24 protein-coding genes are annotated in these 22,862 nt (G+C 40.5%); 15 read left to right on the top strand and 9 right to left on the bottom strand.

Annotated elements, in window-relative coordinates; genetic code table 11:
- Positions 1–333 precede the first annotated feature (333 nt).
- The 5 genes from ACTCNA_RS05460 (at position 334) to ACTCNA_RS05480 (ending at position 6,481) form a co-directional block, all read left to right on the top strand.
- Positions 334–630: a helix-turn-helix domain-containing protein gene (locus ACTCNA_RS05460; RefSeq protein WP_163347340.1), complete on the top strand. Its 297-nt coding sequence runs from the start codon at positions 334–336 to the stop codon at positions 628–630.
- On the top strand, positions 630–2,195 hold the full coding sequence (locus tag ACTCNA_RS05465) for a DNA adenine methylase (RefSeq protein WP_462946888.1): 1,566 nt from the start codon (positions 630–632) through the stop codon (positions 2,193–2,195). The genes ACTCNA_RS05460 and ACTCNA_RS05465 overlap by 1 nt, the downstream gene beginning before the upstream one ends.
- Positions 2,196–2,245: 50 nt before the next feature.
- Complete coding sequence (locus ACTCNA_RS05470) at positions 2,246–2,725, top strand: HNH endonuclease (RefSeq protein ID WP_462946889.1); 480 nt, start codon at positions 2,246–2,248, stop codon at positions 2,723–2,725.
- 106 nt (positions 2,726–2,831) lie between these two features.
- Positions 2,832–4,952, top strand: coding sequence for a beta-galactosidase (locus ACTCNA_RS05475; protein ID WP_462946890.1), 2,121 nt, complete (start codon positions 2,832–2,834; stop codon positions 4,950–4,952).
- A gap of 2 nt (positions 4,953–4,954) precedes the next feature.
- Positions 4,955–6,481, top strand: a complete 1,527-nt coding sequence (locus ACTCNA_RS05480; protein WP_462946891.1) for a glycoside hydrolase family 30 protein — start codon at positions 4,955–4,957, stop codon at positions 6,479–6,481.
- Positions 6,482–6,588: 107 nt separating this feature from the next.
- On the opposite strand, the gene ACTCNA_RS05485 is transcribed toward ACTCNA_RS05480, so the two are convergent.
- Together ACTCNA_RS05485 and ACTCNA_RS05490 are read right to left on the bottom strand one after the other, a co-directional pair.
- Positions 6,589–6,786: a type II toxin-antitoxin system RelE/ParE family toxin gene (locus ACTCNA_RS05485; protein WP_462946892.1), complete on the bottom strand. Its 198-nt coding sequence runs from the start codon at positions 6,784–6,786 to the stop codon at positions 6,589–6,591.
- Positions 6,777–7,016, bottom strand: a complete 240-nt coding sequence (locus tag ACTCNA_RS05490) for a hypothetical protein (RefSeq protein WP_462946893.1) — start codon at positions 7,014–7,016, stop codon at positions 6,777–6,779. The genes ACTCNA_RS05485 and ACTCNA_RS05490 overlap by 10 nt, the downstream gene beginning before the upstream one ends.
- A 123-nt stretch (positions 7,017–7,139) precedes the next feature.
- On the opposite strand from ACTCNA_RS05490, the gene ACTCNA_RS05495 reads away from it, so the two are divergent.
- The 3 genes from ACTCNA_RS05495 to ACTCNA_RS05505 all read left to right on the top strand — a co-directional run bounded on the left by ACTCNA_RS05495 (position 7,140) and on the right by ACTCNA_RS05505 (position 11,965).
- Positions 7,140–7,829, top strand: coding sequence for a lycopene cyclase domain-containing protein (locus tag ACTCNA_RS05495; RefSeq protein WP_462946894.1), 690 nt, complete (start codon positions 7,140–7,142; stop codon positions 7,827–7,829).
- A 23-nt stretch (positions 7,830–7,852) separates the two neighbouring features.
- A complete protein-coding gene (locus ACTCNA_RS05500; protein WP_462946895.1) occupies positions 7,853–9,106 on the top strand; it encodes a 3-deoxy-D-manno-octulosonic acid transferase in 1,254 nt (417 codons plus the stop codon).
- Positions 9,107–9,409: 303 nt separating this feature from the next.
- The gene (locus tag ACTCNA_RS05505) at positions 9,410–11,965 is read left to right on the top strand and encodes an adenosylcobalamin-dependent ribonucleoside-diphosphate reductase (RefSeq protein ID WP_462946896.1); all 2,556 of its coding nucleotides are present in this window, start codon (positions 9,410–9,412) and stop codon (positions 11,963–11,965) included.
- A 100-nt stretch (positions 11,966–12,065) separates the two neighbouring features.
- Here ACTCNA_RS05505 and gcvH read toward each other — a convergent pair whose 3' ends face one another.
- The gene (gcvH, locus tag ACTCNA_RS05510) at positions 12,066–12,446 is read right to left on the bottom strand and encodes a glycine cleavage system protein GcvH (protein WP_462946897.1); all 381 of its coding nucleotides are present in this window, start codon (positions 12,444–12,446) and stop codon (positions 12,066–12,068) included.
- 153 nt (positions 12,447–12,599) lie between these two features.
- Between gcvH and tsaE the strand changes: the two genes are divergently transcribed.
- From tsaE to ACTCNA_RS05535, 5 genes are all read left to right on the top strand, one after another.
- Positions 12,600–13,022, top strand: a complete 423-nt coding sequence (gene tsaE, locus ACTCNA_RS05515; protein WP_462946898.1) for a tRNA (adenosine(37)-N6)-threonylcarbamoyltransferase complex ATPase subunit type 1 TsaE — start codon at positions 12,600–12,602, stop codon at positions 13,020–13,022.
- 90 nt (positions 13,023–13,112) lie between these two features.
- Positions 13,113–14,333: an alanine dehydrogenase gene (locus ACTCNA_RS05520; RefSeq protein WP_462946899.1), complete on the top strand. Its 1,221-nt coding sequence runs from the start codon at positions 13,113–13,115 to the stop codon at positions 14,331–14,333.
- Positions 14,334–14,362: 29 nt separating this feature from the next.
- Positions 14,363–15,217, top strand: coding sequence for a LytR/AlgR family response regulator transcription factor (locus ACTCNA_RS05525; protein WP_462946900.1), 855 nt, complete (start codon positions 14,363–14,365; stop codon positions 15,215–15,217).
- Between the two features lie 136 nt (positions 15,218–15,353).
- The gene (locus tag ACTCNA_RS05530; RefSeq protein ID WP_462946901.1) at positions 15,354–16,841 is read left to right on the top strand and encodes a B12-binding domain-containing radical SAM protein; all 1,488 of its coding nucleotides are present in this window, start codon (positions 15,354–15,356) and stop codon (positions 16,839–16,841) included.
- Between the two features lie 57 nt (positions 16,842–16,898).
- On the top strand, positions 16,899–17,684 hold the full coding sequence (locus ACTCNA_RS05535; RefSeq protein WP_462946902.1) for a Fic family protein: 786 nt from the start codon (positions 16,899–16,901) through the stop codon (positions 17,682–17,684).
- On the opposite strand, the gene pulA is transcribed toward ACTCNA_RS05535, so the two are convergent.
- Entirely contained in the window at positions 17,668–19,614 is a 1,947-nt protein-coding gene (gene pulA, locus ACTCNA_RS05540; RefSeq protein WP_462946903.1) for a type I pullulanase, read from the bottom strand. The two genes, ACTCNA_RS05535 and pulA, sit on opposite strands and share 17 nt — an antisense overlap.
- The gene (locus ACTCNA_RS05545) at positions 19,614–20,159 is read right to left on the bottom strand and encodes a hypothetical protein (protein WP_462946904.1); all 546 of its coding nucleotides are present in this window, start codon (positions 20,157–20,159) and stop codon (positions 19,614–19,616) included. The genes pulA and ACTCNA_RS05545 overlap by 1 nt, the downstream gene beginning before the upstream one ends.
- A 228-nt stretch (positions 20,160–20,387) precedes the next feature.
- Here ACTCNA_RS05545 and ACTCNA_RS05550 point away from each other — a divergent pair, with 228 nt between their 5' ends.
- Together ACTCNA_RS05550 and ACTCNA_RS05555 are read left to right on the top strand one after the other, a co-directional pair.
- Entirely contained in the window at positions 20,388–20,996 is a 609-nt protein-coding gene (locus ACTCNA_RS05550) for a hypothetical protein (protein ID WP_462946905.1), read from the top strand.
- Complete coding sequence (locus ACTCNA_RS05555; RefSeq protein WP_462946911.1) at positions 20,990–21,118, top strand: DUF4395 family protein; 129 nt, start codon at positions 20,990–20,992, stop codon at positions 21,116–21,118. The genes ACTCNA_RS05550 and ACTCNA_RS05555 overlap by 7 nt, the downstream gene beginning before the upstream one ends.
- A 3-nt stretch (positions 21,119–21,121) precedes the next feature.
- Here ACTCNA_RS05555 and ACTCNA_RS05560 read toward each other — a convergent pair whose 3' ends face one another.
- The 4 genes from ACTCNA_RS05560 to ACTCNA_RS05575 form a co-directional block, all read right to left on the bottom strand.
- Entirely contained in the window at positions 21,122–21,502 is a 381-nt protein-coding gene (locus ACTCNA_RS05560) for a hypothetical protein (RefSeq protein ID WP_462946906.1), read from the bottom strand.
- A gap of 11 nt (positions 21,503–21,513) precedes the next feature.
- Complete coding sequence (locus ACTCNA_RS05565) at positions 21,514–21,759, bottom strand: hypothetical protein (RefSeq protein WP_462946907.1); 246 nt, start codon at positions 21,757–21,759, stop codon at positions 21,514–21,516.
- Complete coding sequence (locus ACTCNA_RS05570; protein WP_462946908.1) at positions 21,756–22,145, bottom strand: hypothetical protein; 390 nt, start codon at positions 22,143–22,145, stop codon at positions 21,756–21,758. The genes ACTCNA_RS05565 and ACTCNA_RS05570 overlap by 4 nt, the downstream gene beginning before the upstream one ends.
- Positions 22,146–22,586: 441 nt before the next feature.
- Positions 22,587–22,862 (bottom strand): hypothetical protein (locus ACTCNA_RS05575; protein ID WP_462946909.1); only part of this gene is annotated, 276 nt, incomplete at its 5' end.

A 22,862-nucleotide genomic window follows, 5' to 3' on the forward strand; every position in this document is an offset into this window, starting at 1 on the left:
CAATCGAGTTTTACAAAAAATTCTTAATTTAGTTGTCATGTTAAACTTTATAAAACGACTGTAAAACACTTAAAAACGAGTAATGCACTAGTAATCAACATTTTTAATGAAAAGATTATCAAAATACAAAGGAGCATATACTATTACGTTGTGCAGAATAAAGAAAACCCACCGCTCGGTCAAGCACAATCGATTTTTTGCCGACACACAAAGCCAATACTAAAAACCAAAAGAGCTTGCCCTTCCCCGACACTAAAAAAAGAGTAAACATTTCTCAATTTCCAATATAATTTTTTATATTTGACAAATATTGTCTAAACAAATTTGAGATAGATGCTATTTGGCAACAAATTAAGAGAGCTAAGAGAGAAAAATGGACTTGTTTTAAGAAAAGTCGCTGCTATTCTTGATATAGATACTGCAACTTTATCGAAGATAGAACTTGGAGCCAGACAAGCAAAAAGAGAATATTTACCAATACTTTCAGAACTGTATAAAGTTGAAATAAAAGAACTTGAAAAATTATGGTTAACTGATAAAGTATATGAAATAATTGAATATGAGGAACAAGGCTTAAATGTTCTTAAAGAAGCAGCAAACGCATATAAAAAAACACAAAAAGTACATTAATGAGGTTTATCGGAAATAAAGAATTAATTACAACCGCTATAATTGACCTTTTGGAAGAAAAGGGTCTTGTTTGTATACAACACAATTTATTCAGTAAGGTTAAAGAATATGAAAAACCTTTAACTTTTTTCGATGCTTTCTGCGGAACAGGTGCAGTTGCAGATTCTTTAAAAGGGCATTTGAATTTGGTTGTAAACGATATGATTAAATGGTCTGTTGTTTACACTAGGGGGAGGTTAACTTCAGCTGATTGTGATTTTAAAAAACTTGGTTTTAACCCATTTACATTTTTTAATAACAATAAAGAAATTAGAAAAAATTTCTTTTATAAGAATTATTCCCCAGGTGGTTCAAAACGAATGTATTTTACTCCAGAAAACGCAGGAAGAATTGACTATTTTAGAGAAACAATTGAACAGTGGAAAAAAGAGAATTTAATTAATGACTCGGAATACTCTTTTTTATTAGCGAGTTTGATAGAATCAATTTCGTTTGTTTCAAATACAGCAGGTGTTTACGGTGCTTTCTTAAAACATTGGGACCCAAGAGCGAAAAAACCAATAATTTTTCAAAAAGTTGATTCGAATGAATCACATCCGATGAACATACAAACCTTCAATAATAAAATTGAAGATATAATTGAGGATGTAGATTGTGATATTTTATATTTAGACCCACCGTATACTCAAAACCAATATGGAACTCAATATCACTTATTGCAAACTTTGGTTTTAAATGATACACCTTCAATAAGTCCAATTACAGGCTCAAGACCAACTACGCCAATGCGTTCAGATTGGTCAAAAGATTATAAGTCACATATCCTTTTCGATAGAATAATTGCAAAAACAAAAGCAAAATATATTATTTTTAGCTATAGCGTTGATGGATTCCTTTCTAAAAGTTTTATTGAAGCAAGTCTAAAAAGGTATGGGAAAGCAGACACTTATATGTGTAAAAAGATTTCCTATAGTAAATACACAAATTTTAAATCCAGAAGAGGGAAAGAACATTTTGAATATTTATTCTATGTGGAAAAAAAGGAGACAAACGAGATTAAATATGAATCCCCGCTAAACTACATAGGAAGCAAGGCTAAAATGATTAGTTTTTCAAGAATTGTTAAGGAAAAGAATATTTCATTTAAAAACTCGGACTATTCTGAGCTATATGGAATAATGAACAATGAATCTTTTGTCTATTTAGACCCACCGTATAGATTAACAACAGGTTCCTACAATGACGGGAAAAGAGGGTTCAATGGTTGGGGTATTGAAGAAGAAAAAAGATTATTTGATTTTGCAGATTTTTTGAATAGTAATTCCATCCGTTTTATGATTTCCTATGTTATAGAGCACAAAGAAAGCGTAAATGAAGAATTAAAAGAGTGGATTCAAACTAATGGTTATCGTTTAATAAATGTAAATGATGTTCCAGGAATTCAAAGAAAAGAAGTATTGATTGTAAATTACGATAAGAATGGAGATACCACACTTTGTAATAAAGAACAGGTTTCAAAAAGGAGGGCTTTACCAAGACCTCTTGAACCCAGCTATATTGACTGATGTATGTCAGAGAATAACTGGGCAAAAAAAATATACTGTTGATTTCATAGATGAAGTTAACAAATGCAACAATTGCATTGGAGGAGTCTGAATTTAGAGAAAATGATAGTTTACGTTCTCCAAGATATATTTACAACCTTTTAGAAAAATATGGAGACAAAAAATGTGCTCTATGTGAATGTGAAATACCGCAAATAATACAAGGTGCTCATATTTGGCCTGTTGCAGATATAAAAAGAGATAACCAACTTAGTCAATACGAAAAATTAGAACGTGCTATTGATGGAGATAATGGCTTATGGTTATGCAATAATCATCATAAGCTACTTGATGCAAATATCATTAGACTTTTTAATGATTGCACAGTAAAATACAAGACAGAATTAAGTGAAAATCAAAGAGAATATCTCAATGAAGTAACGACTGTAAAAGTATTGTCATCTGATATTGTTAACGATAGATTTACTGAATATTTAACACTTAGAAATCAAAATGTGGTTGTACATGAATATGCAGACTTTCCGAATTAGCCAACGCAATTTCAAGCACATTGCAATCCTCGTTCCTGCGGTTGCAAAGAGCTTTCACGCCAACGCTTTTCAATTATCTTTAAACCAAATTAAAAACCTGAAACCAATGAAAAATCTGCTCCTTTTGCTGGCAACAATTCTTGCAGCTTCCTGCACCACAAAAAATAAAACCGACCTCGATTTGGGATACATTCAGAAAAATAATCCTGAAATTTCTGAATTCAATGCAGGAACCGTATTTGATAGCGAGGTGCTCAAAATTCAGCCACACGCAAAAAGTCAAAGCCTAATAATCTGGGAAGGCGACGATGCTTTCATTTGGGAAGATGCCAACTACCTAATTTGCGAAATCTGGCATGCCAACGATTTCAGCGGGGTAATAAACCTCGAGTTTTTCAGGAATGAAAATGCCAATGCTACTATCGTGGCACAAAGTGGCGAGGCAGCAGGTGATGAAGAGGAAACGCCACGAATGGCGGCCAAAATTGGGGTACTCCCCAAACTGAAAACCAAAGTGATTTTCCCGCTTGAGCACCTGAACGGTCAGGAAATTTTTATGCCCCGTTTTCCCCGGCAACTAAAAGGAACCGTACTGGGGAACCGTATGAAACCAGAAGAAATTTCAAAAGTTGCCATTCGTTTTGCACCTTTTCAGGAGCCTTATTTTCAACCTGAATTTGAAGTGGCAGCCGTTTATCTCACCAAAGAAGTTCCGGAACCGTTCCCGGATTTGGAAATTCCGGTTGTTGACAGCCTCGGACAATGGACAGCACGCGACTGGCCGGGAAAAACAAAAAGCACAGCAGAACTGAAAACCTTGCTCGAAAACCAACTGGAAGAAGCCACCCATTCAGAGTTCCCTAAGAACTGGAGCAAATACGGCGGCTGGAAGGAGAAACAGTTTGAAGCCACCGGATTCTTTCGCACTCACCACGACGGCAACCGCTGGTGGCTGGTCGATCCGGAAGGATATGCTTTTGTTTCGGTGGGTGTTGACTGCATCCGCGACAATGCCACGGGAGTGATTACCGGCCAGGAAGATCTTTTTGAATGGCTCCCCGACTCCACCGATGCGGTTTTCAAAGATGCCTACTCACGCCGCGGCGATCAGGTGCTGGTTGATTTTTACAAAACCAACCTGATGCGCGTTTTTGGTGAAAACTGGCGCGAAAACTGGGAAACCATCACTTCCGGTCAAATTCGTGAGTTCAGGCTGAACACCATTGCCAACTGGTCGGATGTTGATTATGCCCGGAAAGCTGAAATCCCCTATGTTTTACCGCTCGGCGGATTTCCTTCCACCGAAGTTAAACTGTTCCGCGATTTCCCGGATGTGTTTTCAAAAGAGTATGCTGAAAATGCAAAACGATACGCCAGCCAGTTGAATGAATTTAAAGATGATCCGTATTTAATCGGGTATTTTCTGCGCAATGAGCCCCACTGGGCTTTTGGTTCGCATGATATTGCTTACGAAATGTTTGCCACACTGCAATCATCAGAATCAAAAAATATGTTTGCCCGCTGGCTTTCAACTCAATATCCAAATATCCAGGAATTTAACCAGGCATGGAACCTGAACATGGAAAGTTTTGAAGCACTGACCAGCCAGGTTTTCGAAGAATATCCTTCAGAAAAAGCAAAAGAAGATTTTTGGCAATTTTCCGAGATTCTGGTAACACATTATGTGGATGTGCCGTGTGATGAAGTGGAGAAAATCGATCCGAACCACCTGAACCTCGGAATGCGTTACGCCTGGATTAGCAGCGACCTGCTTTACAAAGCCGGCGACCGTTTCGATGTGTTTTCCATTAACGGCTACGGGAATCCCGATCCGCCCGAAACCGAAGAAATTGCCCGCATCAGTGGAAAACCGGTGATGATTGGCGAATTCCATTTCGGATCTATCGACCGCGGTTTGCCGGCCACCGGGATACAGGGAGCGCTGAACCAGGAAGCGAGGGGGAAAGCTTACCGTTACTACCTGGAGCAGGGACTTTCACGACCCGAACTGATTGGCATCCATTATTTCCAGTGGCTTGACCAGCCGGTTTTTGGTCGCTTCGACGGCGAAAACTACAACATCGGTTTGATGGACATTTGCAACCGCCCATACAAAGAGTTGATAAACGCGGCGAAAAAAAGCCACACCAAAATGTATGAAGTGGCCAGCGGACAGGAAGCCCCGTTTGATGAAACCATTCAAAAAATACCATCAATTCATTACTGAAAATGACAAAAATGATACTTGCCAACCTGTTATTACTGCTATTTTTCAGCTCCTGTACGGGCACTGAAAGCGATAACAATCAAAATAAAAACAGTGCTGAAATCACTGTTAACCCGGAAGTTACCTATCAGGAAATTCATAATTTCGGCGCTTCGGATGCCTGGGGTTGCCAGTTTGTTGGCAACTGGCCCGATGAAAAAAAGAACCGGATTGCAGACTTGCTCTTCAGCCTTGAAAAAAACGAAGACGGTTCGCCCAAAGGAATCGGGCTGAGTTGCTGGCGGTTTAACATTGGTGCCGGCAGCGCGCGGCAGGAAAACGATTCGGGCATTGATGACCCGTGGCGCCGCGCCGAAAGTTTTTTACAGGATGACGGCAGCTACAACTGGGACAAACAGGCCGGACAGCGCTGGTTTTTACAAGCAGCAAAACAACGAGGTGTGGAAACATTCATCGGGTTTGTGAACAGCCCGCCGGTAGTACTCACTAAAAACGGGAAAGCACATTCCGATGGTGGAAATTCCATGAACCTGCCGGAAGAAAATCTGCCGGAATACAGCAAATATCTGGTAGAAATCACCAAAAACATTCAGCAAAACGAGGGAGTTTTATTTGATTACCTGTCGCCGGTAAACGAACCCCAGTGGGACTGGGAAGGCGGTCAGGAGGGCTCTCCATGGAGGAATTCGGAAATTGCCCAACTGTGCAGGGCTCTCGGCAACGACCTGAAAAATGCAGGATTACCAACGCAGGTTGAGATTACAGAGGCCGGACAGCTCAACCATTTATATGAAGCCGGCAACGATGCTGAACGGGGAAATCAAATCAGGGAGTTCTTCTCACCATCATCTGAAAACTATGTAAGAGACATTCCAAATGTGGCGCACAAAATTGCGGCACACAGCTATTTTACCACCACAAATGATGAAGTTCTGCGTGCGGTGCGCAGCAAGTTGTGGCAGGAAATTCAGGAGGTTGATCCGGAATTGGAATTTTGGATGAGTGAATTTTGTATTCTGGGTGACAATGACGGGTTCAGAGGAAACGGCCGCGATTTGGGAATGGAAACAGCTCTTTTTGTTGCAAATGTTATTCACGCCGATCTCACAATTGCCAATGCCAGCGCCTGGCAGTGGTGGCTGGCGGTCAGTCCTTACGATTTCAAAGATGGCCTTGTTTACATCGACAAAAACGAAACCGACGGCAATATATACGAATCGAAACTTTTGTGGGCGCTCGGAAATTACTCGCGGTTTATCAGGCCCGGAGCTAAACGAATTTTGGTTGAATATCCTGAAAACCCGGATTTGAAAATTTCTGCTTTTCAGAACAAAAACGGAGAGGTGGTAGCCGTTATTCTGAACCGTGGAAATTCAGAAAAATTGCTTCAATTCGATCTCCCCGGCAGTTCAAAAACAGGGAAAATTTATAAAACATCCGCTCAGCATAATTTGGATTTGCTCGGTGAGCTTAAAATCGGGGATGAATTAAAAGTTACTCCGCGGAGTGTGACAACACTGGTTTTTTGAACTTAAAACCTAATATTTTCTTTTCTGCGGATTTTGCCGGTTATCAAAAAAGCTCAGCAATATTATTCTGCCGTTATCAATTTTATAAAATAGGTTCACTTGCTTTACTATCGGAAAACCTCTGATTTGTTTTCTTTATTCTCGATGGTTCCAAGGTTAGGGTATTTCGAAAGAAGGTCTAAGAAATTATATGTCTTTTGTGCAAAATTTCTTGTTGTAGTTTCTCCCCACTCATTTTGAAGATAAAGAAGAATTTCATCAAGTTGTTTTTCAGCCCGTTTTGACCAGTAAATTTCTAAAGCCATTTTTTATGTTTCTTCTTCATCTCATCATGATTTTTAAGATTGTAAGGATTCTTACTCTCTTCCAATGCAAGTAATAATTCCTCTTTTTCGGAATTACTAAGATTGTTCCACAATTCGCCTTCATTGGAAGCTCGGTGTTTCAAAAGCTCATAAAAATCCTTTAACAGCGACTCATTATCAATTCTGTCGATCAACTGATGAAAATTTCTTTTTAATTCCAACGTATTCATTCTATAACCTTTATTCAAATGTACAATTTTTTCCTTTCACTAAACAAATTGCGCCTTTTTGACTTTTATAAGAAATCTCAATTTTTGGGATTTTCAATTACCTTTGCCCCAAACAACAAAAAAATGGAATTTAAAAATTTAACCTATCTTTTATTAATGCTTGGATCGCTTGCTGTTCCGCTGGCTTTCAGTTTCGAAAAACAGGTGCGTTTTTACACCAGGATGAAATATCTTCTCCCTGCAATTATTTTTTCAGGGGCCATTTTTATTATTTGGGATTTACGTTTCGAAGAGCTGGGAATTTGGAAATTTAATCCGGAATATGTAACGGGCATATATATACTAAACCTGCCATTTGAAGAGTGGCTGTTTTTTATTGTTATTCCCTATTGCAGCGTTTTTATATATGAAATTCTGAACGTGAAACTCCCCCACTTCGAAAAGCCCAAAGTTTTTGTTGGGGTAAGCCTGGTTTTGCTGGTTGTTTTTGCCTTAACGGCTTATTTTTTCCGTGAAAAACTTTACACTTTTTTCAACTTCTTTTTGCTTACCATCTATTTTGGTTATACTGTTTTCCGGAACCGTTTCAAGCAGCACTACACCAAATTTTACCTCACTTATCTTATTGCACTTGTACCCATGTTAATTATAAATGGTATTTTAACTGCACTGCCAGTAGTTGAATACAACGATATGCATATTATTGGCCTCAGAATTTTCACCATACCAATTGAAGATTTTGGTTATTTCTTTCTGCTGCTCCTAATGAACCTCACTATTTATGAGTACCTCAAAAATCAACAGTTCTATTAATTTATAATAACACCAGGCTGAAAATGAAATTTCTATACAAAACCGGAATTCACATTTATGCAATAGCTATCCGGCTGGCTTCTCTGTTCAATCCCAAAGCCCGAATGGCAATAAAAGGCCGGAAAAACTGGATCAAAACCCTGGCAAATAAAATTGAGGCCAATTCGCGCTACATCTGGTTGCACTGTGCCTCGCTGGGCGAATTTGAACAAGGCCGCCCGGTTATTGAAGAAATTAAAAAGCAATATCCGGAATACAGGATCATACTCACTTTTTTCTCCCCTTCAGGGTACGAAATCCGTAAAAATTATCCGCTGGCCGATATCGTTTCCTACCTCCCTTTTGACACACCACGAAATGCAAAAAAATTCCTGAAAATTGTACAACCCGAAAGGGCATTCTTTATAAAATATGAGTTCTGGCACTTTTATATTTCTGAATTACAAAAACGGGGCATTCCGGTATATCTCATTTCAGGAATTTTCAGGGAAAGCCAGCACTTTTTCAAAAACAACGCATGGGGACGTTGGTACAAAAAGATGCTGTTCCGCTTCGACCACTTTTTTGTTCAGAATAAAAAATCTGCTGAATTGCTATCTTCAATTGGTGTTAACAACTTTACCGTTTCGGGCGATACCCGTTTCGACCGTGTGGCGGCTATAGCTGCCGCCGCCAAAGAAATTCCGGCAGTTGAAAAATTCAAAGGCCAATCCAAACTGATTGTTGCCGGAAGCACCTGGAAACCAGACGAAGAACTACTTGCAGCATTTATTAACAATACCGGCAATGTAAAAATGATTGTTGCCCCCCACGAGGTTTCAGCTGCAAATATTAACAGGCTGAAGCAAATGTTGAAAAAGCCCGCTCAATTGTTCAGTAAAATCCAAAATAACGTACCCGGTGAATGCCAGGTGTTGATAATTGATTCCATCGGGGTACTTTCATCGCTCTATCGCTACGGAGACATGGCCTACATAGGTGGTGGCTTTGGAGTCGGCATTCACAATATTCTTGAGGCAGCCACCTACGGGTTACCGGTAATTTTTGGCCCCAATTATTCAAAATTTAAAGAAGCGATTGACCTGGCCGAACGCGGCGGAGCCTATGCTATTCATAACCAAAATGAGCTAAACACTACTTTTAAAACACTACTCGAAAACCCTGAAAATTTGAAAAATTCAGCTGCAGTTTGTAAGAAATATGTAGAAAAAAATACGGGAGCAACATCTGTTATCATAAAAAAAGTTTTCAACAAACAACACAGTTTGGCACACTAATTTTCGGCAAAAAATCATCCAAAAATTTGATTTTTCGAACCAAAAATCCTATTACAAAAATTTGTGTTTTTGTTCCTAAAATTTAAAATTTGGTAAACTTTTTTCAAAAAGTAACATGATATGAAATTGAATTCCAGCACACTAACAAATCAAAGTTGATAACTTTTAAATTTTTTATCTAAAATAATATTCCAAATGTTTGTTATGTGTTTTATCTTGCAATGCACAAATCCGAAACAGAAGACAGAGCGCTATTTTTATTATAGATAATTATTAATGTATTAAATATATTAGCTGAACACTATGGCATACGAAGAAGTAACAGTAAAAACCACGAGCGGGGAAAAAATATTTTCGCAGGAAGAAGCGGTAAAAGCATCCCAGGAGTACTTCAAAGGGGATGATTTGGCTGCAAGGGTATGGGTAAACAAATATGCCCTTAAAGATTCTTTCGGAAATATTTTTGAACGTACACCCGACGACATGCATCATCGTCTGGCAAAAGAAATTTCCCGCATTGAAAAAAAGTACCCTAACCCGTTAAAAGAAAACGAAATTTACCAGGTACTTAAAGATTTCAGGTACATTGTGCCGCAGGGAGGCCCCATGACAGGGATTGGCAACGACTACCAGGTTGCCTCACTTTCCAACTGCTTTGTTGTTGGCAACGATGGCAACTCCGACTCGTACGGCGGTATAATGAAAATTGACCAGGAGCAGGTGCAGCTCATGAAACGCCGCGGTGGTGTGGGACACGACCTGTCGCACATTCGTCCAAAAGGTTCACCGGTAAAAAACTCGGCACTCACCTCAACCGGCATTGTTCCCTTTATGGAGCGTTACTCCAACTCCACACGCGAAGTGGCGCAGGATGGCCGTCGCGGGGCACTCATGCTTTCCGTGGCCATTAAACACCCCGATTCAGAAAGTTTTATTGATGCCAAACTGGAACAGGGAAAAGTTACCGGGGCAAACGTATCGGTAAAAATTCAGGATGAATTTATGAAAGCTGTGGGAGAAGAGAAAAACTACGTTCAAAGCTACCCGGTAAACAGCAAAAACCCCATCTACAAAAAAGAGATTGATGCCACCCGTCTTTGGAAAAAAATTGTAAAAAATGCCTGGCAATCGGCCGAACCGGGAATTTTGTTTTGGGATACCATTATCCGCGAATCGGTTCCCGACTGCTATGCCGATCTGGGTTACCGCACCGTATCAACCAACCCGTGTGGCGAAATTCCGCTTTGCCCTTACGACAGTTGCCGGCTGCTGGCCATCAATCTGTATTCGTATGTTGAAAACCCGTTTACCAGGGAAGCCAAATTCAATTTCGGGCTTTTCAAGGAACATATTCATTTTGCCCAGCGCATTATGGACGATATCATCGATCTGGAACTGGAAAAAATTGATGCCATTCTTAAAAAAATTAATTCGGATCCGGAAGATGAAGAAATAAAGTTTGTTGAAAAAAGCCTGTGGGAGAAAATCAGGCATAAAGCACAGGAAGGCCGCCGCACAGGAATTGGCATCACCGCCGAAGGTGATATGCTTGCAGCATTGGACCTGGAGTATGGAAGTGATATTGCTGTTGATTTTTCAGAAGAAATCCATAAAACCATTGCACTTGAATCATATCGTTCTTCTGTATTTCTCGCAAAAGAACGTGGTCCTTTCTCCATTTACGATGCCAAACGAGAAGCCGGTAACCCGTTTATTAACCGGTTAAAAGAAGCCGACGAAAAACTATACGAAGACATGATGAAATACGGGCGACGTAACATTGCCCTGCTTACCATTGCGCCAACCGGAACTACCAGCCTGATGACACAAACCACATCGGGAATTGAGCCCGTTTTTCTGCCGGTTTACAAACGCCGCCGCAAGGTAAATCCAAACGATAAAGATGTTCGTGTTGATTTTGTTGACGAAGTGGGCGACCACTGGGAAGAATTCACCGTATTTCATCACAAATTTAAAACCTGGATGGAAATACAGGGATACGAACTTAACCGGGAATATTCGCAGGAAGAGCTGGATGAAATGGTGAAAAAATCACCTTATTACAAGGCAACTTCCAACGATGTGGACTGGTTGTCGAAAGTGAGGATGCAGGGCCGTATTCAGAAGTGGGTTGATCACTCCATCAGTGTAACCATTAACCTGCCATCGACAGCCACCGAAGAGCTGGTTGGTGAACTCTATTTTGAAGCATGGAAAAGCGGGTGCAAAGGCGTAACTGTTTACCGCGACGGCTCACGCTCGGGGGTGCTAATTTCGAACGATGATAAGAACAAGAAAAAAGTCGACAATTTCCCGACCAACCGGCCGGACAAGCTGGAAGCCGATGTGGTGCGTTTTCAAAACAACAAGGAAAAATGGATTGCCTTTATTGGTCAGATGGACAATAAACCTTACGAGATTTTCACTGGTTTGTCTGACGACGAAGACGGGATACTTCTGCCCCGCTCAATTACAAAGGGCTACATTATTAAGAGCCAGGATTCCGACGGGGTTTCGCGCTACGATTTTCAATACGTGAACAAACGCGGCTACAAAACCACCATCGAAGGGCTTTCGTATAAATTCAACCCGGTTTTCTGGAACTACGCCAAATTAATTTCGGGAACACTGCGGCACGGAATGCCCATTCATAAAGTGGTGGAGCTGGTAACCAGCCTGCAGCTCGATAACGAAACCATTAACTCGTGGAAAGCCGGTGTGGCAAGAGCACTGAAAAAATACATTCCAAACGGGACGCTGGCCGAAGATGCCAAGTGTGCTGAATGCGGCTCGGAAGATGTGGTTTACCAGGAAGGTTGTTTAACCTGCCTCTCGTGTGGAAACTCAAAATGCGGATAATATTCCACTGCCAATAAAATAAAAAACCAGGATTATCAAATAATCCTGGTTTTTTATTGCCCGCTACGAAATGCAACAGGCCAAAATATGATTATAAAGGTCAGGCTTCAATCATCTTTTTGTAATCGTCGGCCGACATTAAATTATCCAGCTCAGAAGGATCATTGAATTTTATTTTTACCATCCAGCCTTTTCCGTAAGGATCTTTATTCACTATTTCAGGCTCATCTTCAAGAGCTTTATTCACTTCTGTTACTTCGCCTCCCACGGGCATAAACAAATCGGAAACTGTTTTTACCGCTTCCACTGTCCCAAAGGTTTCGCCTTTATCGAGCTCTTCGCCTTCGGTTTCAATTTCAACAAAAACAACGTCTCCCAATTCGCCCTGGGCAAAATCGGTTATTCCAACTGTGGCAAAGTCACCATCAACTTTTACCCACTCGTGGTCTTCGGTGTATTTTAAATCTGCAGGTATTTTCATAATAATTACATTTTTTAGTTTTTTTCAAAATTAAAACATTTTCATGAAAACAAAGCCCGAATCCGAAATCGTTTTACCTGATTTTAAACCAGACCGAAAATTTATGCTTCACTTTTCGTATTATTGCACAGGTTGAAATAAATGATTTTGAAAATGTATTCAGAAAAAGTAACATCGATAAAAGCCCTTGACAAGGCCGCCCAAAAACTCGTCGAGCAGTTTCCCGGCCAGCGGATATTCGCCTTTTACGGAAAAATGGGAGCCGGAAAAACAACATTCATCCAGGCTATTTGTAAAGTTTTAGGATCGACTGATAATGTTATCAGCCCCACTTTCGCGCTCATAAATGAATACAAAAGCGCTGAGCAGCATTCCATTTTTCATTTCGATTTTTACCGGATTGAAAGCATGGAAGAAGCATTTGATCTGGGGTACGAAGATTACTTTTACAGTGGTGAATACTGCCTGATTGAATGGCCGGAAAAAATTGAACCGCTTCTTCCCGAAAACTTTGTGGAGGTGAAAATTGAAGCACAGCAAATCGAAAACAGGATCATCACTGCACGGATGGTTTAACCGCTCCGGCAAATTCAGCAAACCCCTATTTTGAAAATTGCACATTTGAATGTAACTTGCTACGCCAATTACAGCAAATAATTAGTACCTATGACAACCCGTAAAGAATCATCAGAAAAGGTTTCGGTTTCAAAAACCATGTTAATGCCCCAGGAAGAAACGCTTGAGATAAAAAGCAGAGGTAAAAAAATGAAAATCGGCATCCCTTCCGACTATTCAAAAGTGGAATACCGGGTTCCGTTAACGCCGCAAGCTGTTGACCTTTTAACCTCGTACGGGCACGAAATTTACATTGAAACCAAAGCCGGGCTGCATGCCAGCTACACGGACGATGATTACCGCAAAGCCGGTGCTGTAATTGTGGAAAAGAAAGAGGAGGTTTTTCAGTGCGAAATCATCTTAAGGGTAGCGCCTTTCAGCACCGACGAAATTGAACTCCTCCGCGGCAATCAAACAGTAATTTCAAATATGCAGATTCAGGCCCACTGCAACGAATCCATACAAAAACTGATGCAAAAAAAGGTGACAACCGTTGCTTTTGAAAACATTGAAAACGAAGATGGTTTCATGCCCGTGGTGCATCAGATGAGCCAGATTGCAGGTGCCACTTCCATTACCATTGCCAGCGAATACCTGAGCAACGCCCACAAAGGGAAAGGTGTTCTTTTTGGCGAAGTAACAGGAATAACTCCTGCCGAGCTGGTGATTATTGGCACCAGCACTGCCGCCGAGTACGCTGCACGGGCAGCACTCTCGCTCGGTATTCTGGTAAAAATTTTCGACACTTCGGTTTACGATTTAAGCAAACTGGAAGAAAAACTCGGGCAGAGAATTTTCACTTCGGTGTTTTACCCCAAGGTTTTGCGCAAGGCGCTTGTATCTGCCGATGCGGTAATCGGGGCCATGTCGTTTAACACTACTCCCAAGTTTAAAGTCTCCGAAGACCTGGTGAAGCAAATGAAAGAAGGCTCGGTGATTATCGACCTGAACGCCAGCCAGGGAGGATGTTTTGAAACGTCGAGATGTACCAATTTAAACAATCCCACCTACGTTAAACATGGGGTGGTGCACTACTGTGTTCCCAATACGCCGTCAATTGTTTCGCGCACGGCATCTATTTCGCTGAGTAATATTCTCATTCCCATTTTACTTGCCATTGGCGAGAGCGGTGGTGTTGACAATTACATTAAAACGTCGAAAGGATTTCGCAAAGGCGTTTACATTTACCACGGAATTTTGACCAACCGCGAAGTGGGCAACCTTTTTAATATTCCATCGAACGATATTAACTTGTTGCTGGCGGTGTTCTGAAATTTCTGCAACCGATTGATACGATTAAAATGTTCAATTCATTAAATAAATTCTACCCTTTTAATAACGACCTGAAGTTAAATCTGCAGTCCATTTCCGGTGTCAGTATCGGGCTATTTTTGTTTCTGCTGTTTTTGCAGCCACTCGATCCTCCTGTTACTGATTTCAACCAAAAATTACTGATAATTGCCGGTTACGGAGTTATTACCCTGATTTTACTTTCATTGATTCGCATATTTGCCCCCTCCATTTTTCCGAAATTATTTTTACCGGAAGAATGGACCCAGAAAAAAGAAATCGTCCTGCACCTCATTTTTCTGGTGCTGAACAGTGTTGCATTTGCCTTTTACACGGCCTATGTTGCCAATATTGAAATTTCTTTTTCGCTTACTGTAAAAATCGTTCTGATTTCACTTTTCCCCACGCTGTTTTTAGTCATTATTTATGAATACCACACGCTGGAATTGCGATTACAACACCTGTTGAATCAAGACAACGACTTCAGTCCGCCGGAAGAAGGAAAAGGAAGCAACGATCTCATCCAATTTGAATCGGAAAACCAGGGTGAACATTTTACCCTCTTTCCCGATCAGATTGTTTTGGTAAGGGCGGCTTCAAACTACATAGAGGTAATTTACAAACAAAAAGATAAAGTGGCCCGCCGGTTAATTAGAAGCACGATGAAAAAAACCGAAAAGCAATTTTCAAATTTTCCATTTCTGATGCGCTGCCACCGTTCTTGCATTGTCAATTCCAATTTTATTCAAAAAGTTCATAAAAGTTCCGACGGCCTAAAATTAAAACTCTATGATTATCCGCGTGAAATTAACGTGTCGCGGCAATATGTGCTTTCTGTTAAAAATGCACTGGAAAATCCGGCCTGACCAGCTCCGGTTGTCCCCTGCCAATGGCTTTCATCCCTAAACTGCCGGAATAACAACATTCTCCTGCCACAAATCCCAAAAATTTTTTTGACTCTGCAATCGATCTTACCTTCATAATAGAAAAAAACAGAATGTCATGAAAATTTTAATGATTTACCCGGAATATCCCGATACGTTTTGGAGCTTTAAACATGCGCTGAAATTTGTATCGAAGAAAGCGGCATGTCCGCCACTCGGATTATTAACCATTGCACCGATGCTTCCGGAAAGCTGGCCGAAAAAACTTATCGACCTCAATGTTGAAAAACTCAGGGGAAAAGACATTTTATGGGCCGATGCCATTTATATAGGTGCCATGTCGGCACAATACAAATCCACAGTTGAAGTGATTCAGCTGTGCAAATCGTTCAACAAAACTATTGTGGCTGGTGGTCCTTTGTTTACAGAAGATTATGAAAAATTTGACGAAGTGGATCACCTGGTGCTCAACGAGGCGGAAATTACACTTCCCCGGTTCCTCGAAGATTTGGAAAACGGTCATCCCCAAAGAATTTACAAAACCGATGAATTTGCCGATATCCGGCAATCGCCAACACCCGATTATTCACTCATAAACCTGAAACAATACTCGTCGAAAAGTATTCAATTTACGCGCGGCTGCCCTTTCAATTGCGAATTTTGCGATATTACGGCACTGCTTGGCCATAAATTGCGAATGAAAACCACGCAGCAAATTTTAACCGAACTCCAGTCTTTATACGATTTAGGGGCCCGTGACGCTATCTTTTTTGTGGATGATAATTTTATCGGAAATAAAAATGTGCTGAAAAACAAACTGCTCCCGCCGCTCATCGAATGGATGAACGCTCACGGAAACCCTTTCTCATTTTCTACTGAAGCATCAATAAACCTGGCAGATGATCCGGAATTGATGAAATTGATGACACGCGCAGGATTTTCCTCGGTATTTGTGGGAATTGAAACGCCGCAGGATTCAAGTTTAATGGAGTGCCAAAAAGCACAAAACCGAAACCGTAACCTGATAGACAGTGTAAAATCCATTCAGGATAACGGGATGGAAGTACAGGGAGGATTTATTGTTGGTTTCGATAGCGACACACCAAATATTTTCAAACAGCAAATTGAATTTATACAGCAAAGCGGAATTATATCAGCTATGGTTGGGTTGCTGAATGCCCCTGCAAAATCGAGATTGTACCAGCGTTTACACAAAGAGGGCCGCATCCTGAACAAAATGACCGGCGACAACACCGATGCCACAATGAATTTTATACCGAAAATGAATAAAGAGGTTTTGGCAAATGGTTACCGCGATGTGATTCGTGGAATTTACGCCGGAAAACCTTTCTATCAGCGTATTCGCACGTTCTTAAACGATTTCAACCCGCAGGTAAAATTCCGCACAAAACTCACCTCCAGTAAAATTCTGGCACTGATAAAATCGGTTTTCATCATCGGCATTTTCGACAGAGACCGGAAATATTACTGGCAGCTGTTTTTCTGGAGTTTGTTTAACCGCCCACAGGTTTTCCCGCTGGCAATTACCTACTCCATTTACGGGTACCATTACCGCCGCGTGTTCAAAAAAATGAATTTCTTTTAACGCTATGCAATAAACTGAAATGCTTACTTTTGAAGTAATATTTTAAACTTGCACCAAATGTGGGCAGAATTGAAAAAATTCAGGGAAGAATACCTTAACCTGAAGTTGGATGAAAACATCAACTATTCAACATTCAGTATGATTTCCATTGTTTGGAATTCTATCAAAATTGAAGGCTGTTCGTTAGACGAAAATGACACCCGGCTATTGCTCGACAAAAATATTACGGCAAAGGGGAAACCGCTTTCTGACCATTTAATGGTAAAAGATCATTTTGAAGCTTTTCGTTTTATAAAACAAGAAGCCGGCAAGCAGCGAAAAATAACACCATACTTTTTAAAAGAAGTAGCATCGCTGGTAATGAAAAATACAGGCGGAATTAATCAAACAGCAATGGGTGAATTTGACACATCAAAAGGCGACTTTCGTATGGCCCAGGTTTATGTTGATAAAAAATATTTTCCTGATTATAAAAAAGTGCCTCGTCTTGTAGAAGAACTTTGCAAAAAAATAAACGATAAAATTGACAAAGTTGAGGATAACGACATTGTTAAACTTGCTGCCGATATTCATTACAACCTTGTAAACATACATCCCTGGGGAGACGGTAACGGAAGGGTTTCGCGTTTAATGATGAATTACATACAACTTTACCACAGCGAACCGCTGATTAAAATTTTCACAGAAGACAGGGCAAAATATATCAAAGCACTGAATGATACGGAAGAAAAAAACAATCCCGACATTTTCAGGGAGTTTATTGCAGCGCAGCAAATGAAATTTTTTAAAACAGAAATTGAAAAATTCAAAAAAAAAGACCGGGATTTTAACTTTCTGTTTTAACAAGTATCGTCATTGAAACCGGCTCGGCTTTCAGCTCTCCTGAAACCGGTTCGCCATGCCCGTCTGCGTTAAACTCATCTCCCTTAACGGCAATCCGGTAATTTCCTTCAGGAAGATCAATCAACGTCTCCTTGCGGTTAGCGTTAAAAATCAGGAGAATTTCTTCCCACGGATCACCCACTTCGCGGCCATAAATACAGTAAGAAACAACACCAATTTTATATTCGGTACAAAATTTAATCTGGTTTTGAATCTGGCTGGCCAATGGCATCCTGAATGCCGGATGGTTTTTCCGCAGTTGAACCAGGTTCCTGAAATAGGTAAAAACGTCGTTATATTTTTCTTTCCGGGTCCAGTCGATTTGGTTCACCGAATCGGGCGATTTGTACGAATTCGGATTTCCACCCTTGGTACGGCAAAATTCAACGCCGGCATGTAAAAACGGAATTCCCTGCGAAGTGAGCACAATGGCACCCGCCAGCTTCACCATTTTGCGCATTTCTTCGTCGCCGGCTTTTGGGCAGCTTGCCTTTAGCTTGTCCCACAGCGTATAATTATCGTGGCACGATGCGTAGTTGACACATTGGGTGGGTTCGGTGGCCCAGGGTTGTTTGGCCGATTCAACATAGTCGTAAACAATTTGCGGATGATGTACCGCTCCCACAATACCAAATTTGACTGACTCCTCACGCAATTCGAGGCCACTAACAAACCCTTTGGTTTTTTTACTGCCGTGGTTGCCTTTCAGTGCATCCCTGAGATCGTCGTTAAAACAGGCCACACCGGGTAATTTCTGGCTGTTACGTTTCACGGCGCGTTTCTCTTCCGGCATCGGGCTTTCGCCGCTGGTCCAGCCTTCGCCGTAGAGTAACATTCCGGGCCTGATTTTATCCAATTCGTCGCGGATAATTTTCATGGTTTCCAGGTCATAAATCCCCATCAGGTCGAACCGGAAACCATCTACATGAAACTCTTTTGCCCAGTATTTCAGCGAATCAACAATAAATTTCCGCACCATAGCCCGCTCGGTGGCTACTTCGTTACCACACCCCGATGCATTGGCAAAACTGCCATCTTTTTTCTGCCGGTAAAAATAGCCCGGCACCGTTTGGTTAAAAACCGATTCTTTGGTAAAAAAAGTATGGTTGTAAACCGCATCGAGAACAACTCCGATTCCGTTGGCATGAAGAGCCTGAACCAGCTTTTTCAACTCTTTAATCCGAACTGTTCCATCATACGGATTGGTAGCGTAGGAACCTTCCGGCGCATTGTAATGCAAAGGATCGTATCCCCAGTTGTATTTTTCGAGTGGTTTTTCTTCATCAACAGTATAAAAATCGTACACCGGCAGCAGGTGAACATGGGTAATTCCCAGTTCTTTCAGATGTGACAAACCCGTGGCTGCACCACCCGGGGTTTTGGTTTTTTCTTCAGTAAAACCTAAAAATTTGCCTTTATGCTGAATGCCGGATGATTCGGAGATGGAAAAATCACGCACGTGTGTTTCATATATTACGGCATCGGTAAATTTTTTCAATTCCGGTCCCTGGTCGTTTTGCCAGTTTTCAGGATTTGTTTTTTGCGGATTAAAAATTATTCCCCGCTTGCCATTCACACCAACACAACGGGCGTACATATCCGGCGTTTCGGCCAGCCACTCACCATCGTTAATCCGGAAAGTGTAAAACCTGCCCTCGTAATCGCCCATCAAAACAGTTGACCAGGTACCGTCACCAGTGGCCTGCAACTGGGTTTTGTGAAAAGCTTCCCCGGTTAATCCATCTTTATAAAGCCTGAACTCTACCATTTTTGCCGTTGGCGCCCAAATTTTTATGGTTGTTTTTTCAGGTGTCCAGAACACCCCCAGGTCATCTCCTTTGTACGAGGGGTAAATTGAAAAATCGATATGGTTAAATTTCCAGTCTCTCATTAAAACTTAAATAATGTTTTCCTTAAAAATACACTTTTTGTGCCCAGTCGTTTCCCTTCCACTTCTTTAACCAACACACTCGCTTTAGGTAGTTTTTTAAGGGTTTTATCGTGTGAATAAAAACGGTTTAAATCAATTTTTAAAGAATGACTTTGCCCTCTATCCAAATACAACGGATAAAATGAAGCATTATTGGTTCCTTTAAGCTTGAATTTCCGTTTATACCATATACTGCTGAGAACCAGCAATGGGCGGTCGATGTCAACCGCAGTATTGCCTTCGTTTGTAACAGTCAGCATAAGTTCATCAGGATAATACAAGCGATCTTTCACCAGGGCAATACTCACCTTTTTCCTTTTGATGAACGGCCTTCCTTTTATTTGCGAAAAAGCGGGCAACTTCACAAAATAGAATAACGCCACTATTGCGGCTACAAACATCAGCAAAAGCCACAGAAGTTTGTGTCCTTCGGGGCCGATTTCGTTTTGAGCCCAAAGTGGTTGCGTTAATATTGTCAGAAAAATCAGAATCAAAAGCCTTTTCATCCGCTGCATTTTGCGACAAAAATAGCAGAATTTTTTTGAAACATGGAGTTAAGTTATCAACCACCGGCAAGCCGCTAATATCCAGAAGCGTAAGACGTTTCGGCAATTTGAAACCTGGGCAGGTTTTTATCTCTAATCTCTAACTTTTTACTTCATAATCAGTTAAAATATTTCTTTGACGCAACCTTTTCTCAAATTTTATAGTCTGATTTAAAAACATTTTCAGCCATGAAAAAAATTCTGTCTCTTTCACTGGTTTTTGCGCTAACATTGGGAATTATTTCTTGTAAAAAAGAAAGCGAGGAAGAGCCCGAACGGGTTTTCACAAAAACGGTTGAACGAAATTTCTCGAACGAGTTTGAAGAAGATTTAATTCAAAAAGCTGAAGCTTATTATCCGCCGCGCGATTCGGTAGTTGAGGCTGCCTATTCGCAAATGGAAATACCGGCTTCAAAATACTGGTTCTATTCTTCGTTCGACGGAATTTATATTCCCTACGCAATTACAAAAGAGGCTGTGGAATACTACTCAAATTTAATCGACCAATTCAATGCAAACAAGTCGGATAGTTTTTTCCAGACCGCGGAATTAGTCTATTCGGCTTCGGTTGAATTTCATGAAAATTACCTTTCGCCTTCAGCCAACTCCCGGGGAGAACCGGTTACACCGGAAGAATTTGAATCGGTTTACGTAGTGAAACTTATTCTGGAATGGGAACAGTACTGCGGACCGGTTTGCGCTATGTGGATAAATAAAGAACGCATTGCCGTATTTGATGAGACCGGCCAACTGCTCGATGTATTTTTGGACGGTCCCATTCCCGTTCCGGTATCGTAAATCACACGGCATCGATGGTGGTTGCAGGCATCCTGATATTTTTTGCTACGCTTGAGTCTGCATTCGGAATTTGTGTAGGCTGCATCATTTATACCTATTTTATTCTGCCATTGTACAAATAAACCTCACTTAAATTTACGGGAATAAAACCCGTTTTTCCCATCATTCAATTCACACCAGATGGAAAACTGATGCGGGGTTTGTTTCGCCGGCAGTCGTGTCCTGTTAACATGGGCAAATTCCACCGGCCAAAGGATGTAAGTTTCACCTGCGCGGAGGTTCATCCCGGTGAGTTTGTAGTAGCCGTTCACCGTCATTTCTGCATTCAGGTAATCGATGGTATCGTGGTTGGAGACTGTGAATTTTTCGCCGTCAAAAGTTACCAACGCATTCAGTTTTACCAGCGATTCGGATTTTTCTTTTCCGGGACGAAGGACAAAAATAAGCAGGACAATGGTTACCAGAACGGAGGCGATTAACGATATTTTGGTTTTTGGTTTGTTCACTTAGTGCACCTTTATTTTAAATCCTGAAAAAATTCTCCAACCGAAAGAATGCGCTCACTGTTTCTTTTATTAAATAACAGGTGTTCAAAATCTCTCTTTTTTTTGTCTAAATCAACTGTTTCTAAGGTTTTGAACACTTCATTTTTTAATTCCCCAAGATTATGAATATTTAGGGTTTCAGCATATATTTTTGAAATGAGGCGTTTTCTCTTATTTCTGCAGGGAAAGAAGTTTTTTATCAATTCAAGTTGCATCATAAGTTATATGTGCTTTTCAATAAATTCACTCTTTTTTGGAGAACTTTACTTTTAAATTTTGATAAATAATTTTCCAATCGCTGGAGGTTGAGTTCATCCAGTAAAAAATCCTCGTCAAGTCGTAAATCTTCCATTTCCTGTTCTGTATTGTAAAAGGGATAGAGATACAGCAGGTCCAGCAAAGCTTTTTCGGAAAGGGCGAGCTGTAGTGAATGTCCATTCTCAATAGGTTTAATATCATAACCAAACATCAGTTTCTCCCGAACACTTTTGTATTCGTACTCACCGAATTCATTTTGGAAACTTGCTGTTTTAAGCGAGGTAACGCTTGTAATCTGCATCACTGCTTCAGGAATAATCCCGTAAAATGCCAGGGCGGTATGCAAACTAATGTATGAAGGACGATAAATACGGTTTGCAAAGAACAGGGTAAAATCAGGTTTGCTTTTGTACTCAGGAAATGTGTAATACCCCTGTCGTAAACAGTCGTAAATCGAATCAGAAGGCCTTTTTTAACCCAACGGACAAAATTGTTCCTGTCAAAATCCGACTTTCAGGCATAAACCTGGTGCGTATTAAAATACCCCAAATCAAACATCCTGTTTTTAAATTCCAGGTAATTCATCAGCTTTTATAATCTGCTGCCAGCTTATTTGTTTCTATTTTGCATTAAAAATAGTCGCCACGATCGATCTTCAGGAAAAGACAATACACTACCGTCCTGCTGAAATTCAGCAGGAAACAATTGTGATATTTTAAATTTACATAGGTTTTTTACTTTGGTTTTTTCCTGAATTCACGAGCAGGACATCTCAAATTCATGGCACTTAATATCGTGTTTGGATATTCTGGGTTAAAATTTGCTCTATCAGGAGTTTATCAGAAAATATCATGGATTTTAGATAACTCAAAATACCTGCAATTATTGATCTTATTGTGAATCCATGATCTTTAAGATAATGTTGTATCGCTTTTTGCTTGTATGTAAACTGGTTAATGATGTTGGCAATTTGCATTAACTGATAATAATTTTTGGTAGCATTAAAATTTGTTCTTGAAAACTTATGCTGTAAACCGTAATCATTATTTTTCTGGTTATTAAA

It is taken from the genome of Tangfeifania sp. (genome assembly GCF_055108615.1).